We start from the raw sequence: 17,273 nt of genomic DNA on the forward strand, positions 1-17,273 counted from the left end.
TGATGATGTAGTGTTAATGTTCGGTAATAACTCGCCACGAGTTATTCTGAACATTAATACTGTTGCTCTAAAACAAAAAATGTAACTTTAAACTCTAAACCAAAAATCGCCTTGTTGCGCTAAGGCCTTGAATGCACCACATTAACGTCAGTCCACATTATCGTAACGTTTGTCCGCAAAATGTAACGGTTGTTTCACTTTATCTTAATGTCTGTCCGCAAATCATTGACATTTTTTCACTTTATGTTTACATTTTTGGGACCGATGCATATTGTTTTTGTCAGAATGCTTTGAAATTGCTATAAAAAGAAATGTTGTTTTCTCAGGGTGAAAAATTGAAGAAAAAGATCTCCGAATTTTTTTTGAAGAATTTTGAAAATACAGTTTTCCGAATGAAACACAGCAATAAGTAATTTTCAAAAATTTCTCATTGACTGGTTTTTCCTATAAGAATTATAAAATTATTACTGCTGGAAGGTGCAATTATGGCAAACTATGAATATTTATAATAGTCACTTTAGAATTGAAACATTCCCTTTGGGGGAGAGGGTTTGACTAATGCAATGCCATTAATGAAGGGAAAAAAATTACCTGATAATAAATTGACCTGAACTAACAATTTTGTTTTTATCTATAAGTTCAAATAAATAAGTTCCGCTTGATAATTCTCCACGCACAAGTTTGTCATTGTTTTTAATAGGAACTGCGCGAAGCATTTTACCATTCATATTAAATATTTTTAACTCAAAGGTTTTATTTTCATTAAAGGAAATGGCTGCTTCATCAGAAAATGGATTGGGGGAAATAGTAATGTCACTTTGTGAATGATAATCAGGAACTGCAGTTACATCAGATACCGAAATATCATCAATAAAATAATTACCATAAGGATTACTTCCGGAAGTAAATTGAATGTGTGTGGTATTAGCGTCTGTTCTGAAGTTTCCTATGGTAATATAATGATAAGCGGAATCAGCGGTAAACTGAAAAGAAAATAATTGCCAACTCGGAATATTGAGAACACTTGTAATTTCTAATTGCGGAACAACATTGATAAATTGCCATCCGCTTTGGCTTAAGGGGTTTTTAGAAAACCGTGTGCCAATATTATTTGTCTGATAAATATATGTGCAACTGGTTCCATTCGTTAAGTAAAAAGATACATCATACGTTTTTCCTATAACCAATCCCGGGTCATTCAACTTAATCGAAATATATTCGCGGTAATCGGTTGCGTTATCATTCCAAGTTACAAAGCCAGCACAAGCGTTTCCGGTATTTGCATTTAAATAAGCATAACCTGCGTTCGGTAGTTGTACGCCTCCGGTTCCATTGGTATGGTAATAGTCAGGACTGCCGGTATTGAAAGAAGGATAATAAACTCCATTGACATTTGACCATCCTACACAGAGATTTAATTGATTACCAGCGGAAGGATAGCCGGTGTTTGTTTCAAAACCATTATTGGGAACAAGATTTTGTGCGATTGCAGTCCCACAAAATATAATTGAGAAGATGAGTAGTTTTGTTTTCATTTTTTGAAGTTTAGTTTTTTATTACTTGTAAACCAAATGAAAAAATTGTTTGTCGTATAAAGATAATATTTTTACTATTCTTGTATCAGATTAAAAATTAAAATGAGCGGTCATTCAGAAAATAAATACACTTTTCATAGAATTTCAAAAGATACGCTGCCTGTCATTAAAGATTTATATAAAAATGTTTTTAACGTATATCTTTCTGATGATTTTGTTAAAAAAAAATTTAATACCTCTTTTGCAGAATGCGAGTATATCGGATACATGGCTTTCGCGGAAGATGGAACACCTGCTGCCTATTATGGGGTATTCCCTTGTATGATTGAGTTTCAGAATAAAAAAATATTAGCTGCTCAATCGGGCGATACAATGACACACCCTTTGCACCAGGGAAAAGGTCTTTTTACAAAATTGGCAAAAGCAACCTATGAATTGGCAGCACAAGAAGGAATACAATTCATATTTGGTTTTCCAAATAAAAATTCATATCCCGGATTTACAAAAAAACTTAATTGGATTCATAAAGAAAATATGAAGTCATATATTTTCAGAATAAATACTTTGCCTTTAATAAAAATTGCAAAGAAGTTTAACTTGCAATCATTATATGAATCATTTGCATTTGCATTTCTGAAAAAATATCTTTCGAAAAAAAAATCTTTTTCTAATTCTTTGATTGCTTCTGAATACGGGGGATTATTACACGATGATTTATTTTTGAATTACAAAACATACACGAAAAGTTTTATCCTGGATTTGGAAGGGGTTAATATCTGGATAAAGCTTGATGGAAAATTATGGATAGGCGATATTGAAAAATCTTCACTTGAACAGTTCAAGAAAGCATTAAATAAATTGCAACGAATATGTTTTTGGCTTGGATGCACGGAAATAATTTTAAATGTTTCTCCTAATTCTTACTGGGATGTTTTATTGCAAAAAGAATTTTCTTCTTCTGAAGGTTTGCCGATTGGATATCTTGATTTAAACAGCAACATAAATCTTGACAAAATTCTTTTTACTGGCGGTGATTTTGACACTTTCTGATTTTTTATTACCTTTGATATTCTAATCAATTCAACATGAAAAAATTATTACTCTTTTCTATTTTATCAATTTTAATTTCTCAAAATCAAAATTCCTATTGCCAAGGAGTATGGACACAGCGAGCAAGCATTCCATTTACTGCAAGATGGGGAGCAGTTGGATTTTCTGTTGGAACAATGGGTTATGTTGGGTCAGGATATAATAATGGAACTAATTACGGAGATTTCTGGCAATATAATCCTGCTTCAAACACTTGGAGCCAAATTGCATCCATTCCTGCAAGAAGAGCAGCAAGCGCTTTTTCCATAGGAAATTACGGTTATGTATGTATGGGTATTCCTCCAAGCGGGAATTATTATACGGATATTTTGGAATATAATCCATCCAATAATACGTGGACACAAAAAGCTACCTTTCCCGGCACCCCGAGATATGGTGCATCGGGTATTGCAATCGGAACGAAGGGATACGTAGGATGCGGAAATGAAGGCAGCGCTTCAGGTCCATTTACAAATGAGTTTTGGGAATTTGATCCGGCAGCAAATGCATGGACACAAAAAACAAATTTCCCCGGAACTCCGAGATATGGCTTGACGCACATGGGATGGGCAGTTGGAAATAAAGGATATTTAGGATTTGGATTGGATAATACTATGACTTGGCCATCTGATTTTTATGAGTATGACCCAACAACCGATACATGGACACAAAAAACAAACTTTCCTTTGACAGGAAGAAGTTATGGAGTCGCCTTCGCAAGTTGCGGTAATTATTATGCCGGTTGCGGACAAAATAACAGTATAGCATTTTCGGATATTTGGAAATATGACCCGGTAACTGATACATGGACACAGAAAGCAAATTTTGGCGGAGGAAACAGATGGCTAATGGCAAGTTTTGTTATTAACGGAATTGGATATTGTGGAACAGGATATGATTTTACAAATTATTATAATGACTGGTGGGAATACACCTGTGATAATGCAGGAACAAATGAACAATTTGAATCTGAAAATTTGATTTCATTTTATCCAACAATAATTAATGACAAAGCAGAATTAATAATTAAATCAGATAAAAATTTGGATAATACATTTTTAAAAGTATTCGATATAAATGGGAAATTAGTACGAGAAGAAAATATAAATACTAAAAATTATTCTTTCGCAAGAAAGAGCTTGCAGCAAGGAGTATATGCCTATGAGGTTTTAAGCGGCAGCAAAAGAATCGGTTCCGGGAAATTTATAATTGATTAAAATCCTCTTTTGCCAAAACCAAGATTTACCTGAATCATATTTGATTCAAAAGTAGTAGTGTTGCTTATTGTTAAGCGGGGAAGTATTCTTTTATCCTGCAAATCATCTGTGCATTGATAAGAAACAGCTACTAAATTTTTATATCCTGCTTCTTCTGAAATTCTTTTGGTTTCATTTGTATAACTGCCATCGGGGTATGCAATAGTTTCTACTTCTTTTTGAATAACCTCTTCAATGATTTTTTTAGATTGAATTAATTCTTCTTTTGCTAATTCATTATTTACATTTCCTAAGTTATAATGACTGTGCGAATGAGAGCCAATTTCAATCAGGGCATTTTCCGAAATTTGTTTCAGTTGTTCTTTATTAATCATTTTATAATATTCTCTATTTGCTCTTGGAATAATTTTTGCAAATCCACACTTATTCATAATATCTCTAAGGATTGCATCTCTATCAGAACCCATTTTTTTTATGTAGTCGGAAGCCGATAGAGAAAGTTTATTTGAAAAAAAATTTCCATTAAGCTTAAATTTTTCGTCTCCTATTTCTAAAGTTTTGGTTCCAGAATACGATTTAATAATATCTAAAATATCAGGCCAATTAATAAAATTATCATCTACTAAAGATTGGCTAATAATAAAAAATGTCGCTGGAATATTTATCTTTTTTAAAAGAGGAAATAATGTTGTAAAATTATTCACATAACCATCGTCAAAAGTTAACGCGATTGTTTTTTTCTTCGGAACAATTCCATTTCTAAGAGAGAAAAAACATTCGGATAAAGAAACAATATTAAAATTTTTCTTGAAATAAATTAAATGTTCTTCCATTTGCTTACTGGAAATATGTCTTCCGTTGATTGAAAAATCAGGAGCATAAGAACATCCATGATAACATAACACCAAATAATTATTTCGGGCAATAGAAGAAAAAAATTTCTCTATTCCAATCATAGTAATAGTTGGAAAAATTATTTTCCTTGATACTGTTTTAACAATTGACACGGGAAATATTTTTGAATGTTTCTAACTCAAAAATACATATACGAAATGATTCATGCACAATAAATCTCATTAAATTGCCCTGCTATTTTTTCAACCGAGAATCTGCTATTAATATCCCCGCTGAATCTGGCATAATCAAATTTTTTATTCATAGTTTGCTCAATGGCGGTTTGCCAGTCATCGGGATTATTGTTCGTTAAAATCCCATTCGTTTCATTCACCAATTCAGGAATCGCTCCCACATTGGAAGCAATCACAGGAGTTCCGGTAGAAAGCGCTTCGGCTATCACTATGGAAAATGTTTCCACCTGCGAAGCATGAAGAAAAAAATCACTCTGCCAAAGCAGTTCGGCAATTTTTGTCCTGGGAATGTTTCCATGATAGTGAATTTCAAAATTCAAATTCAGTTTTTTGATTGCTTCGAGTTGTTCTCCTTCGCCCACCATATTCAGAATACTATTTTTGTTTTCCATTTTATTTAATGCCTCAATAAACAACATCGGTTCTTTGGGAGGTCTCCAGTGGGCAACTGCGGTAAAAATCACTTTGTCGGATTTTATTTTAGGTTTATAGAAAAATGTTTTTGTATCAACCACATTGGGAACGATTTTAATTTTAGAAGCATCATTCACATATTTTTCAATATTCTTTTTCAGAAAACCTGAAACTACGGTAATGGCTTTCGCATTTTGATACGCGCGTTTTCCATAGCGGGAAAAAATATTTTTCTTCATGTAGTTATCTACTTTCGACCAATGCTCGGTAATCACGTGCGGCTTTTTCAAGTCCTTTGCCAGCCAGTCGCCAAGAATGGCGCAGGGGCTCAAAATATTGGAATGAATAAGAGCGGGAGAAAAATCAGCAAGAATATTTTTTTTACAATATGTTTTCAAAATTTTATAGAGATGAAAGGGATTAACATAAATCCATTTATAAAACAGGGAACGTATATGAATAATATGCGTTTCAATTCCGTTTTCATCTGTAAATTTTTCAATTTCCTTTTCAAAAAAACTTTTCCCCCAGCAAACATTCAGAGCCGCCACCACAATTTTATTTCCCGCGCTGTGAATCGCCTTCGCATGTTCTTTAATAAAAATTCCTTTGCTCGGAATTTCTTTGGTGGGATACCAGCAGGTGAGGAAGAGAATGTTCATGTTACTATTTTCATCGGCTAATTTACTACACTAAATGAAATCAGGTTTCAGAATGATAAGGAAGCAGGACTTACGCATTTTCACCACTGAGATACTAAGTCCACTTAGAAACACTAAGAAATTCTTTGTGAATCTTAGTGTTCTTTGTGCCTTAGTGGTAAAATTGAATTTTTGCGTAAGCCCTGAAACAAATAGGAGAAAAGATTAACTTTTCCTGTACCTGACAACGGGTTCAACAGCGATGCCGATGTTGGCGCCTCGCTCATAAATTATTTTGCCCTGCCTGTCAATCTGCTCTTTTAATTTTTTGTTATCAAGCGTGTCGTAATGCAAAACATCAAACCATAAGAGTGCAGGGCTTTCGTTTTCAAACATAAAATGCAGGTGAGCAATATTCTGATGGGTTACTTTTTTTCCAACAATGGCTAAATCCACATCGGAGCCCTTTTCAAAATTGCCCGTGGCACGGCTTCCATAAATAATTACTTTTTCAATTTCAGGAATTTCAGCGAAAAGGCGTTGGATGTATTGCATATCTTTTTCGCGCAAGCCATACGAGTTTGTATTATATGTAATCATTTTTTTGCCGCCATTTTATTTTTTAACTCGTTCAAAGCAGGAAAATAATCAAAAATAATTTTATCCAAATAAGTTCTGCTTTTCTTTTCATTATAAATATGGCTGAGTTCATTCCTGGCAAGCAGTAAGTCCTCCCAAATAAACGGGTCTAACATTCCATCCTGCGCCATTTGGGTAATGACGGGTCTTGGTCCCTTTAAATCATTGTAGCCAATAAATTTCAGGTAATCCTGCATTAGTTTCCATGCCAAATCAAATGTGAATTCAAACCGCTGAATCAAGCCGTCTTTTTCCAATTCACTCAACTCTTTATATCGCGGAATAATTTCTTCGAGTGTTTTTAATGCTGCGCAGTAATTTTCGAACCGTTGTTTCCATCTTATATCTTGACTCATGACATACTATAAATATAAATTTATGCTAATGTACATTTTTTTTTCCGCGCCAAAAGTAAAAACAAAAAATGAATCACTCTTCCTTCCATCCTTCCATTATTCCAACCTTCCAATCCTCCGCATGCACATTCGTACAGATTCTTACTTTAGCAGATGAATTATGTACAACCTTAAAAAAAATCTGGACGAGTTCCTCCTTGGTCCATTTTACAGACAATTCACCGATACAATAAAAAAAGAAACCAATGATTGCAAAACGCTTTGCGATATTGGCTGCGGGTTTTATCCCACGCTGAAAAAAGTTACGCAGGCAATGAATTTTTCTGTAGGTGTGGATGCCCACGCGCCCAGTTTGGAAAAAGCAAAAAAAGAAAATATCTACTCCGAATACGTTTGCTCCGACATTAAAAAATATCTGACTGAACTGCCTGCTCAAAGTTTTGATGCCGTGATGGCGCTCGACCTCATTGAGCATCTCACCAAAGAAGAAGGCAAATGGCTCATGCAGCAAATGGAGCGCGTGGCGAAAAAGAAAGTAGTGCTCTTTACTCCGAACGGATTTGTTCCCCAGCAGCCCTACGATAACAATCCTTACCAGGAACATAAATCGGGCTGGGATTGGAATGAAATGCAGGGCTGCGGTTACAAGGTGCTTGGCTTTGGCGGATATAAAACCCTGCGTGGCGAGCGCGCAGCCATCCAATACAAGCCGCGAATCTTCTGGAAATATTTTTCTTACTTCACTCAACTCTTCACTCATAAAAATCCCAAACATGCTTTTTCAATTTTATGCATTAAAAAGTTAAGTTGAAAATGCCTTCCCCTCTTGTCTCCATCATCACGGCTACTTATAATCACGAAAAATATATTGCGGATTGCATCCGCTCGGTGCAGGCGCAAACTTTTTCCGGTTGGGAAATGCTCCTTGTGAATGACGGAAGCATGGATAAAACGCTGGAAGTTGCAGAAAGTTTTTCAAAGCAGGACTCGCGCATAAAGGTTTTCAATCAGAAAAATATAGGCGTGTTCCGCCTGGCGGAAACCTACAACTTTGCGCTGTCAAAAGCGCAGGGAAAATATATTACAATTTTGGAAGGAGATGATAAATGGGAAAAAGATAAATTAGAAAGGCAGGTAAAAACAATGGAGACCGATGAAAAAATTATACTAACATGGGGACCATCATATCCGTTTACTGCTAACATTTCAAAAATTCCTGGCGAGTATCCATCTCAGAATCCTGAAAAAGTAAAATATTATAACAACGAACCCGTTGGTTCTATTCTCAATCTTCTTTACTTTGAAAATTGCATGGGCGCTTTAACCCTCATGATTCGTAAAAAAACGCTGGAAGAAATTGGCGGTTTCAAACAAGGATTCGGTTTGCCGCTGGTGGATTTACCCACGCTGCTGGAGTTAAGCATGAAAGGAAATTTTTATTTCGATAATCATGATTTCGGCAAATGGAGGGTGTATGCAAAACAAATTACAAAAACCTACCCGGTGGAAATAATAAAAGGAAGATTTGAAGCGGCAAAAGCGCATTATGAAAAATACCGCCCGCAACTGGAAATAAATTTTTCAGAAGTGGAAAATTATTTTCAGAAAATTATTTTAACCGGCTACGCCAGGGCGGGAAGGTATAAACTCATTGCCAAAGATTTTGCAGGAGCAAGGAAGGACTATGCGAAAGCGATTTGTTATAAAGGTTTTTCTCAGTTCTCATGGCGGCTGCGCGCGGGCATGGGATATGTTTTAAGTTTTTTCCATCTGGATGTGGAATGGCTGGCAAAACTGCTTGGCAAAAAAACATACACAAAAAATTAAACCTGATACTTATCTTAATATGGCATTTTGCAGTTCATTCGTAAATTCGCACCCATTCGTTTTTCGTTGATTCAATGATTTCAAAAAAATTTCTTGCCTCTTCTTTTATTTACACTTTCATCGGTGCGCTGCCGCTGGCATCCAGCATTATCCTGCTTCCGTTCTACACGAATCTTCTTTCCATTTCTCAGTTTGGCGAACTTGCCCTTTATATCGGGTTCACTTTTCTCATCCAGGTTGTTGTGAATTTCGGATTGGATACTTCCATTGGGGTGCATTATTTTGAATACAGGGAAAATAAAAAAGAACTGAGCGAATACATAGGAACAGTGGTTGCATTGTTGTTGCTCATCGGAATCTTTTTTACTGCTGTTTCACTTCTCGCAGGGAATCTTGCATTTGAAAAAGTTTTTGCCGGAAGTGAAATTTCTTTTTTCCCATTCGGATTCATGTCGGTGCTTACTGCCATCTTCAACAGTTTTTTCAAAACCTATTCCAATCTTCTCATCACGCAGCAGCGCCCGAAACTTTTTTTCTGGGTAAACTTTTTCAATTTCATTCTCACCATTGGAATTTCGCTTGCGGGATTGTACTTATATCCTCATTCATTGATTGGTCCTATGTGGGGAAGATTGCTTTCGGGTGTTGGAATTTTTCTGCTTGCCTTTTATTTTTTCGCCAGCGAGTTCGGCATTCATTTCAAAATTGACTTGCTGAAAGGTATGTGGAGTTTTTGTTTTCCGGTTGCCGCGTATTTCATCCTCATGTGGATTGTCTCTTACATTGACCGCTACATTATTAATGACTATCTCACCACTTCCGATGTGGGCATTTATGATTTCGCGATGAAATGCACGCTGGGAATTGATTTTTTGCAGATGGGGCTGAGCAACGCCATTCAACCGAAAATTTTTTCCATCTGGAAAGAAAAAAATATCAGCGAAAGCACTGTGGAAGTGAACCGCTACTTCAATGCATTCACTGCAATTACTGTATTGTTAATTCCTGCGACAGTATTCATCATGCCGGTTGTAGTTCCGCTGCTGGTTTACAAGCCGCAGTATTACGATGCATTTAATTATTTGCCGCTGCTCGCGCTTGGATTTGTTTTCCGGGGATTGTTCAACATGTATCTTGCTCCCGTTTATTTTTTCAAAAAGACAAAAGTGCTCACGAAAGTTTTTTTTCTCTCTTCTGTAATTCAGGTTGCACTCATGATTTTATTTATTAAGCAATGGGGAGTATGGGGAGTGGTGTGGGCGGGCTTGCTCACAAAACCGGTGCAGGTGTTTTTTCTCTGGCTGGAGAGCCGGAAAATTTTTCAATTCCGGTTTAACAAAACAAAACTGCTGTTGCTTCCGGTAATTTTTTCAATGCTGGTAATCCTTGCAGATAGATTTATTCCTTTCAACTATATCCTTCTTGTTTCTGCAGGAGAAATTATTCTTGTCGGAATTTTTGTACTGCTTATTTACCGGAATGAATTAAAAATTACATGGGAGAATCTGACTAAAAAAACCACGCAATAAATTTCATTCAGAAAATTTATATCCTACTCCCCTAACCGAAAAAAAATGTTTCGGCTCGCGGGGATTTTTTTCAAAATATTTCCGGAAGTTCACAATGTAATTATCAATGGTGCGGGTGGAAGGATACACATCGTATTCCCAGACATTTTTCAGAATTTCCTCCCGCGAAACCACTTCGTTCTTTTTTTCGATTAAGAGTTTCAGCAAATGAATTTCTCTTTTTGAAATAGTTTGTTTCTTTCCTCTGAAAGATTTTATTTCATACGTGGCGAAATTAATTTCATTCCCTCCGAATTTATACTGCTGGTTCTGAATTCTCGATTCGCTGCTTTTAGTTTTTCTCTTCAGCAAATTGCTTACTCTCAGCAAAAGTTCCTGCAGGTTGAACGGCTTGGCGAGATAATCATCCGCTCCTAATTTTAAACCCTGCACGCGTTCATCGCTTGAACCTTTTGCGGTAAGAAAAAGCACCGGCACTTCGGTATTTTCCATTCTTATTTTCCGGCAAAGCGTATAGCCGTCCATTTCAGGAAGCATCACATCGAGAATGAGCAAATCAAAATGCGCAGAGCGGAAAGTATCGAACGCAATTTTTCCATCGCGTGCTTCGGTTACATGGTATCCTTCCAGTTCAAGATTCAAACGAATAGTATCGCGCAGGTTTTTTTCGTCTTCCACTAATAATATTCGTTGCGCCATACCTATGCGATGGGGTGAAATGCGTCTTCTATGTGATTAACGCGATGATTGTTTCCTGTCAGGATTATTCCGATAATATCAAACCGCACTTCCAAATCGAGATTATTTTTTTCTACGTAGGCGTTGATGGCTTTAATGAGGTTGCGCTGCTTCTGGCGGTTTACAAATTCTTCGGGCTCTCCGAAAAAATTTCCGCTGCGTGTTTTCACTTCGGCAACCACAAGGGTTTCGTCCTTCTGCGCAATAATATCAATTTCTTCCCGCCCGAACCGCCAGTTCTTTTCCAGAATGGTGTAACCCTTTCCTTCCAGATAAGCCGAAGCGAGTTCTTCGCCCTGAATGCCTGTATCGTTATGTTCAGCCATGAATCAACGAAAAACGAATTTGTACGAACCTACGAAAAAATACATTTCGTATTTTTTTGCTTTGAATCCCGATTTATCGGGACGCATTTCGCTTTTCGATGATTTGGTATGATTGTTGAAATTACTCCTCGGGTTTCTAAAAAAAGATTATTTTCGTCCCACTAAAAAATCAACAACATGAAAAAAAATTTTTCTATCGCTCTTTGCCTTCTTTCTTCTTATCTGTTCTCGCAATCATTTGAAGGCACTATTGAATTCAAAAAGAAAACTCTCACCGATACGGTGAACTATGTTTACTATGTGAAAGGCGACAAAGTGCGCCTTGATGAAATCGGAAGCAAATCAAAAAAAGTGGAAGGCAGTTTTTTGATTGACTTAAAAACAAGCAGCATGGTTTCACTCAGCCACGACCGCAAACTTTACATCGAGCAGGCGCCCGGAACTCCGCCCGTAGTAAATGGAAAACCGGAAGTGAAGAAAACCGGCAACACTAAAAAAGTTCTGGGTCAGAATTGCACCGAGTATGTTGTAAAAAATCCGGATGAAAAAGTTCAGGTTACTTACTGGCTCGCAAACGGCAACTATACTTTCTTTTCAAAACTTTTAAAAATCCTGAACCGCAAAGATAAATCAGCAGTTTATTTCCAACAGTTGACCGGTGTTGAAGGAACGTTTCCTTTTCTTTCCAGCCAGGTGAATCTTGCTACGAACGAAGAAGAAGTGAAAATGGAAGTAACAAAGGTTGACAAAAAAACTGTGGATGCAAGCATGTTTGAGATTCCGAAAGATTATCAGAAGTTTCAGAAGTGACGAGCGAAGCAAAGTCATCCCGAACGAAGTGAGGGATCTCTTTCAGCATGACAAAGTCACCTTCTCTCCCACACTGAGTTTAGCCCTTCTGCCAAACGGAAGGGCTAAATTTTTTGTATCATGTCCTGCAGGAAAATTAAAACAAACTGGGTAATCAAATTCTTTCACTGTATCGAAAATAATTTCTTCAGCCGTTTTTCCGAAGGGGGTTTGATTGTCTTTCATTTCGCTCAGCCCTCCAACAATTAATCCTTCGAGGTGAGAAAGTTTTCCTGCGCGCTTGAGGGAAAGCATCATGCGGTCAACGTGATAAAGGTATTCATCCACATCTTCAAGGAAAAGAATTTTTCCGCTGGTGGAAATTCCTGATTTGGTTCCTTTCAATGCATATAATAAGGAAAGGTTTCCTCCCACTAAAACTCCTTCGGCTTTTCCTTTTTTGTTTAGCGTGTGAGAAGAAATTTTATAATTCATTTTTTCTCCGAACAAAATTTTTTTCAGCGTGCCAACCGATTCTTCGTCCTTATGAAAATTAATGGGCATGGTGGCATGAAGCGTTTCAATATCGAAGTTCTGGTAAATGTGTGAATGAAGAACCGTAATATCGCTGTAACCGATAATCCATTTTGGTTTTTCGCAAAAAATTTTGAAATCAAGTTTATCTATGATGCGAAGCGTTCCGTAGCCGCCACGCGCAGAAATTATTGCGCGAATGGAATTATCATCGAGCATTGTCTGAAAATCTTCTGCACGCTGCTCATCTCTTCCCGAAAACTGATTTTCATTTCCGAAAATATTTTTTCCCAATTCAATTTTCAATCCCCATTTTTCAAATGTGTCAATCCCCAGTTGAATTTCTTCTTTGGAAATTTTTCGTGCCGGAGCAACAATTCCTATTTTGTCGCCACGTTTTAAAAAAGGAGGTGCGCTCATTTATTTATCTTTACCGCTAAAATAAATCAGTTAATCGTTAATCGTTAATCGTTAATAGTTTTTTATCAACAAAACTTCTGCCTTGAATTTCAAAAGACATACCGTAACTGCCGCGCTTCCTTACGCGAATGGCCCTTTGCACATCGGGCATCTGGCGGGCTGCTATATTCCTGCCGATATTTTTGTGCGTTACCTGCGAAGCAAAGGCGAAGATGTGAAATTCATTTGCGGCTCGGATGAACACGGAGTTCCGATTACCATTAAGGCGAAGAAAGAAGGAATTACTCCACAGCAAGTGGTGGACAAGTATCACAAGATGATGAAAGATTCTTTTGCGGAATTTGGAATTTCATTCGACATTTACTCACGCACATCGAATAAAATTCATCATGAAACCGCACAGGAATTTTTCAAAACACTTTACGATAAAAAAAATTTCACGGAAGAAATCACCGAGCAGTATTTTGATGAGAAGGCAAATCAGTTTCTTGCCGACAGATATATAGTGGGTACTTGTCCGAAATGCGGAAATGAAAATGCGTATGGCGATCAATGCGAAAGATGCGGAAGTTCTCTGAGCCCGACTGATTTGATAAATCCGAAATCAACGTTATCCGGAGAAAAACCTGTTCTCAAGAAAACAAAAAACTGGTTTCTTCCTTTGGATAAAATGCAGCCGCAGATTGAAAAATATATTGAGACGCACAAGGATTGGAAAGTAAATGTGTACGGTCAATGCAAATCGTGGCTCGACCAAAAATTGCAGCCGCGTGCAATGACGCGCGATTTGGATTGGGGAGTAAAAGTTCCGCTGCGCGATGCAGAAGGAAAAGTTTTGTATGTGTGGTTCGATGCGCCCATCGGATATATTTCAGCAACGAAAGAATTTTTTGAAAGGGACAAGGGACAAGGGACAAGGGACGAGTGGAAAAAATATTGGATGGATAAAGAAACGAGATTGGTTCATTTCATCGGGAAAGACAATATTGTTTTTCACTGCATAATTTTTCCGGCAATGCTGATGGCGCACGGAGAATATATTTTGCCGGACAATGTTCCCGCAAATGAATTTCTGAATCTTGAAGGAGATAAAATTTCCACTTCGCGCAACTGGGCGGTGTGGCTGCACGAATACCTGAAAGAATTTCCCGGCAAGCAGGATATGCTGCGCTATGTACTCACAGCAAATGCGCCTGAAACAAAGGACAATGATTTCACGTGGAAAGATTTTCAACAGAAGAATAACAGCGAACTCGTTGCTATTCTCGGAAATTTTGTGAACCGCACATTGGTGCTTACTCAAAAATATTTTGAGAATAAAGTTCCGCCAGCGGAAGAATTTACAAAGGGAGATATTTTGCTGATGGAAGAAATTTCCAAACATCCGAAAAAAATTTCCTCTGCTTTAGATGCTTTTAAATTCCGCGAAGCGCTGGCGGAAATGATGAACCTTGCGCGGCTTGGAAATAAATACTTAGCCGATAACGAACCGTGGAAACTTTCCGACCAAAAAAGAATTGGAACCATTCTGAATATTTGTCTGCAGCTTTGCGCGAATCTTTCCATTGTGTGCGAGCCGTTTCTTCCGCGCACTTCTGAAAGTCTTTTTTCTATTCTCCATCTTGGAAAATTAAACTGGCGCGATGCCGGAAGAAACGACATTCTGAAAAGCGGGCATCAACTCGAACGGGCAAAACTTTTATTTGAGAAAATTGAAGATGATGTAATTCAAAAACAAGTTGCAAAACTGCAAGGGACAAAGGACAGGGGACAAGGGACAAGTGAAATACAAAATGCAATACTTATGGCAACCATTGACGATTTTAAAAAACTTGACATCCGCGTGGGGAAAATTATCGAAGTGAATGATTTTCCCGAAGCAAAAAAGCCAGCTTATAAATTGAAAATAGATTTCGGAAAAGAAATTGGCATTAAAAATTCCAGCGCGCAAATCACAAAGAACTATTCCAAAGAACAACTGAAAGGAAAATTAATTCTTGCAGTTGTAAATTTTCCTCCGAGAAAAGTGGGTCCATTCATTTCCGAAGTGCTCACGCTTGGCGTGCCGGATAAAAACAATGAAACAATTTTAGTGGAGCCGGAGAAAGATGTGGAAATCGGGGAAAGATTAAACTAATTATTTCCCGGTAAAATTCGGTTTTCTCTTTTCTAAAAATGCAGAAGTCCCTTCCTTAAAATCTTCCGTGGCAAAACAGTTGGAGAACTCTTCTATTTCTTTCGAGAAGCCGTCAACGCCTTCAGCAAAGTAAGCGTTCATGGAAGTGATGGCGCTGCCGATTGCTTTCGGTGATTTAGATTTTATTTTCTCTGCTAACTCCAAACATTTTGGAATGAGTTGTTCCTGTGCAACCACATAATTCACCAAACCCAATTGCAATGCTTCCTGCGCAGTAATCATATCCGCAGTGAGATGAAGTTCCATTGCTTTTGTTTTTCCTATATATTGAATCAATCGCTGCGTGCCTCCGTAGCCGGCAATCAAACCGAGATTCACTTCGGGCTGTCCGAACTTTGCATTCTCACTTGCCACTCTTAAATGACAAGCCATTGCAAGTTCGCAGCCGCCACCGAGCGCGAAACCATTCACAGCAGCAATCACCGGCTTGGTACAGTCCTCAATTAATTTGAAAACATTCTGCCCGGCTTTCGCCATTGCTCTCCCCTCTTCCACCGATAAATCAATAAACTCAGAAATATCCGCGCCCGCAACAAATCCTTTTGTTCCCGAACCGGTGATGATAATTGCTTTTACCTCGGAATTATTTTTTGCTTCCTGTATTGCCTGCCCGATTTCCTGCACGGTGAGTTTGTTCAGCGCGTTGAGTTTATCGGGGCGGTTAACGGTGATGGTGAGAACACCGTTTTCGGTTTTTGTGAGGAGGTTTTGAAAGGACATATAAATTATTTTTTTCTTGATTGTAATTTTTTCATTTTCTCCCACTGGCTTAAATACGATGGCTTCTTCTCCGCAGAAATAATCCGCTGCTGAATTTCTTCCATCGCTTCTTCGCTGAGAGGATTTTTTTTGCGGTCGGCAGTAATGCTTTCCCAGATGGCGTCAATCAAAACAATTCGCTGTTGAACGCTGAGGCGGGCTATTTCGGAGAAGTTCATTGCGTGCAAGATTAAAATATTTTTTCCATATATAAATGTATTATTCGTTCATTTGCATTCATTCGTATATTAGCAATGAAATTATGTCTATCAAAGTACAAAACATCACCAAGATTTACGGAAAGCAAAAAGCATTGAACGATGTTTCGTTTGAAGTGAACGCAGGAGAAGTGGTTGGTTTCCTCGGACCGAATGGCGCTGGAAAATCCACCATGATGAAAATTCTCACCTGCTTTCTTCCGCAAACATCGGGAACTGCAAGCGTGTGCGGGTTTGATGTGAGCGAGCAATCACTCGAAGTAAGAAAAAATGTCGGCTACCTTCCAGAAAGCAATCCGCTCTACTATGAAATGTATGTGAAAGAATATCTTTCTTTCGTTGCGGAACTTCACGAACTAAAAAATATTGCTGAAAGAGTAAAAGAAATTATTTCTGTTACAGGATTGGAAATTGAGCAGAGAAAAAAAATTGGCGCGCTGTCGAAAGGATATAAACAGCGCGTAGGACTTGCTCAAGCATTAATTCACAACCCGAAAGTTTTAATTCTTGACGAACCTACCTCAGGACTTGACCCGATTCAACTGGTGGAAATAAGAAACGTGATAAAAGAAATAGGCAAAGAAAAAACCGTCATGCTTTCCACGCACATCATGCAGGAGGTGGAAGCCATGTGCGGCAGAGTAATTATTATCAGCAAAGGGAATATTGTGGCGGATAAATCCACGAAAGAATTAAAACAATCTTCTTCTGATAAAATAATTGTGACTGTTGAGTTTGATAAACCCACTTCGCGTTCAGCGCTCACAAACATTTCAGGCGTTCAGGATGCAAAAAATATTTCTGGCAACGTGTGGCAGATTATTTCTTCTTCGGAAAAAGATATTCGTGCCGATGTGTTCAATTTCGCTGTGAAAAATAATCTTGCCGTGCTCACCATTCAAAAGGAAGAACAAAAACTGGAAGACATTTTTAAAGAATTGGCAGGGTAAATTTCTC

General features: G+C 37.7%; 18 protein-coding genes. 8 read left to right on the top strand and 10 right to left on the bottom strand.

Annotated features, from left to right (window positions below; translation table 11 throughout):
• Positions 1-587: 587 nt before the first annotated feature.
• Positions 588-1,535 carry a T9SS type A sorting domain-containing protein gene (locus tag HY063_12505; protein MBI3502603.1) on the bottom strand — a complete coding sequence of 316 codons (948 nt, stop codon included), beginning with the start codon at positions 1,533-1,535 and terminating at the stop codon, positions 588-590.
• A 102-nt stretch (positions 1,536-1,637) separates the two neighbouring features.
• Between HY063_12505 and HY063_12510 the strand changes: the two genes are divergently transcribed.
• On the top strand, positions 1,638-2,585 hold the full coding sequence (locus tag HY063_12510) for a GNAT family N-acetyltransferase (GenBank protein ID MBI3502604.1): 948 nt from the start codon (positions 1,638-1,640) through the stop codon (positions 2,583-2,585).
• A gap of 35 nt (positions 2,586-2,620) precedes the next feature.
• Positions 2,621-3,841, top strand: coding sequence for a T9SS type A sorting domain-containing protein (locus HY063_12515; protein MBI3502605.1), 1,221 nt, complete (start codon positions 2,621-2,623; stop codon positions 3,839-3,841).
• On the opposite strand, the gene HY063_12520 is transcribed toward HY063_12515, so the two are convergent.
• The 4 genes from HY063_12520 to HY063_12535 form a co-directional block, all read right to left on the bottom strand.
• Entirely contained in the window at positions 3,838-4,797 is a 960-nt protein-coding gene (locus HY063_12520; GenBank protein ID MBI3502606.1) for a polysaccharide deacetylase family protein, read from the bottom strand. The two genes, HY063_12515 and HY063_12520, sit on opposite strands and share 4 nt — an antisense overlap.
• A 101-nt stretch (positions 4,798-4,898) precedes the next feature.
• A complete protein-coding gene (locus tag HY063_12525; GenBank protein ID MBI3502607.1) occupies positions 4,899-6,005 on the bottom strand; it encodes a glycosyltransferase family 4 protein in 1,107 nt (368 codons plus the stop codon).
• Between the two features lie 204 nt (positions 6,006-6,209).
• Positions 6,210-6,584: a nucleotidyltransferase domain-containing protein gene (locus tag HY063_12530; GenBank protein MBI3502608.1), complete on the bottom strand. Its 375-nt coding sequence runs from the start codon at positions 6,582-6,584 to the stop codon at positions 6,210-6,212.
• Positions 6,581-6,979 carry a nucleotidyltransferase substrate binding protein gene (locus HY063_12535; GenBank protein ID MBI3502609.1) on the bottom strand — a complete coding sequence of 133 codons (399 nt, stop codon included), beginning with the start codon at positions 6,977-6,979 and terminating at the stop codon, positions 6,581-6,583. The genes HY063_12530 and HY063_12535 overlap by 4 nt, the downstream gene beginning before the upstream one ends.
• A 160-nt stretch (positions 6,980-7,139) precedes the next feature.
• On the opposite strand from HY063_12535, the gene HY063_12540 reads away from it, so the two are divergent.
• From HY063_12540 to HY063_12550, 3 genes are all read left to right on the top strand, one after another.
• Positions 7,140-7,790: a class I SAM-dependent methyltransferase gene (locus tag HY063_12540; protein ID MBI3502610.1), complete on the top strand. Its 651-nt coding sequence runs from the start codon at positions 7,140-7,142 to the stop codon at positions 7,788-7,790.
• A 2-nt stretch (positions 7,791-7,792) separates the two neighbouring features.
• Complete coding sequence (locus HY063_12545) at positions 7,793-8,806, top strand: glycosyltransferase family 2 protein (protein MBI3502611.1); 1,014 nt, start codon at positions 7,793-7,795, stop codon at positions 8,804-8,806.
• A 74-nt stretch (positions 8,807-8,880) separates the two neighbouring features.
• Positions 8,881-10,335, top strand: coding sequence for a polysaccharide biosynthesis C-terminal domain-containing protein (locus HY063_12550; protein ID MBI3502612.1), 1,455 nt, complete (start codon positions 8,881-8,883; stop codon positions 10,333-10,335).
• Positions 10,336-10,338: 3 nt separating this feature from the next.
• Here the strand turns inward: HY063_12550 and HY063_12555 are convergent, their stop codons facing one another.
• Both HY063_12555 and HY063_12560 read right to left on the bottom strand, forming a co-directional pair.
• On the bottom strand, positions 10,339-11,034 hold the full coding sequence (locus tag HY063_12555) for a response regulator transcription factor (GenBank protein MBI3502613.1): 696 nt from the start codon (positions 11,032-11,034) through the stop codon (positions 10,339-10,341).
• Between the two features lie 2 nt (positions 11,035-11,036).
• Positions 11,037-11,399: a YraN family protein gene (locus HY063_12560; GenBank protein ID MBI3502614.1), complete on the bottom strand. Its 363-nt coding sequence runs from the start codon at positions 11,397-11,399 to the stop codon at positions 11,037-11,039.
• A gap of 177 nt (positions 11,400-11,576) precedes the next feature.
• Here HY063_12560 and HY063_12565 point away from each other — a divergent pair, with 177 nt between their 5' ends.
• The gene (locus HY063_12565; protein ID MBI3502615.1) at positions 11,577-12,209 is read left to right on the top strand and encodes a DUF4412 domain-containing protein; all 633 of its coding nucleotides are present in this window, start codon (positions 11,577-11,579) and stop codon (positions 12,207-12,209) included.
• A 42-nt stretch (positions 12,210-12,251) separates the two neighbouring features.
• Here HY063_12565 and HY063_12570 read toward each other — a convergent pair whose 3' ends face one another.
• Positions 12,252-13,142, bottom strand: coding sequence for an LD-carboxypeptidase (locus HY063_12570; GenBank protein MBI3502616.1), 891 nt, complete (start codon positions 13,140-13,142; stop codon positions 12,252-12,254).
• A gap of 82 nt (positions 13,143-13,224) precedes the next feature.
• Here HY063_12570 and metG point away from each other — a divergent pair, with 82 nt between their 5' ends.
• Complete coding sequence (gene metG, locus HY063_12575; GenBank protein MBI3502617.1) at positions 13,225-15,279, top strand: methionine--tRNA ligase; 2,055 nt, start codon at positions 13,225-13,227, stop codon at positions 15,277-15,279.
• Here metG and HY063_12580 read toward each other — a convergent pair whose 3' ends face one another.
• Positions 15,280-16,059, bottom strand: coding sequence for an enoyl-CoA hydratase/isomerase family protein (locus HY063_12580; protein ID MBI3502618.1), 780 nt, complete (start codon positions 16,057-16,059; stop codon positions 15,280-15,282).
• Between the two features lie 5 nt (positions 16,060-16,064).
• Positions 16,065-16,277, bottom strand: coding sequence for an addiction module protein (locus tag HY063_12585; GenBank protein MBI3502619.1), 213 nt, complete (start codon positions 16,275-16,277; stop codon positions 16,065-16,067).
• Positions 16,278-16,360: 83 nt separating this feature from the next.
• Here HY063_12585 and gldA point away from each other — a divergent pair, with 83 nt between their 5' ends.
• Entirely contained in the window at positions 16,361-17,266 is a 906-nt protein-coding gene (gene gldA / locus HY063_12590; GenBank protein ID MBI3502620.1) for a gliding motility-associated ABC transporter ATP-binding subunit GldA, read from the top strand.
• Positions 17,267-17,273: the final 7 nt, after the last annotated feature.

The sequence above is a fragment of the Bacteroidota bacterium genome, from assembly GCA_016195025.1.
In the GTDB taxonomy this organism is placed as follows: Bacteria; Bacteroidota; Bacteroidia; order Palsa-948; family Palsa-948; genus Palsa-948.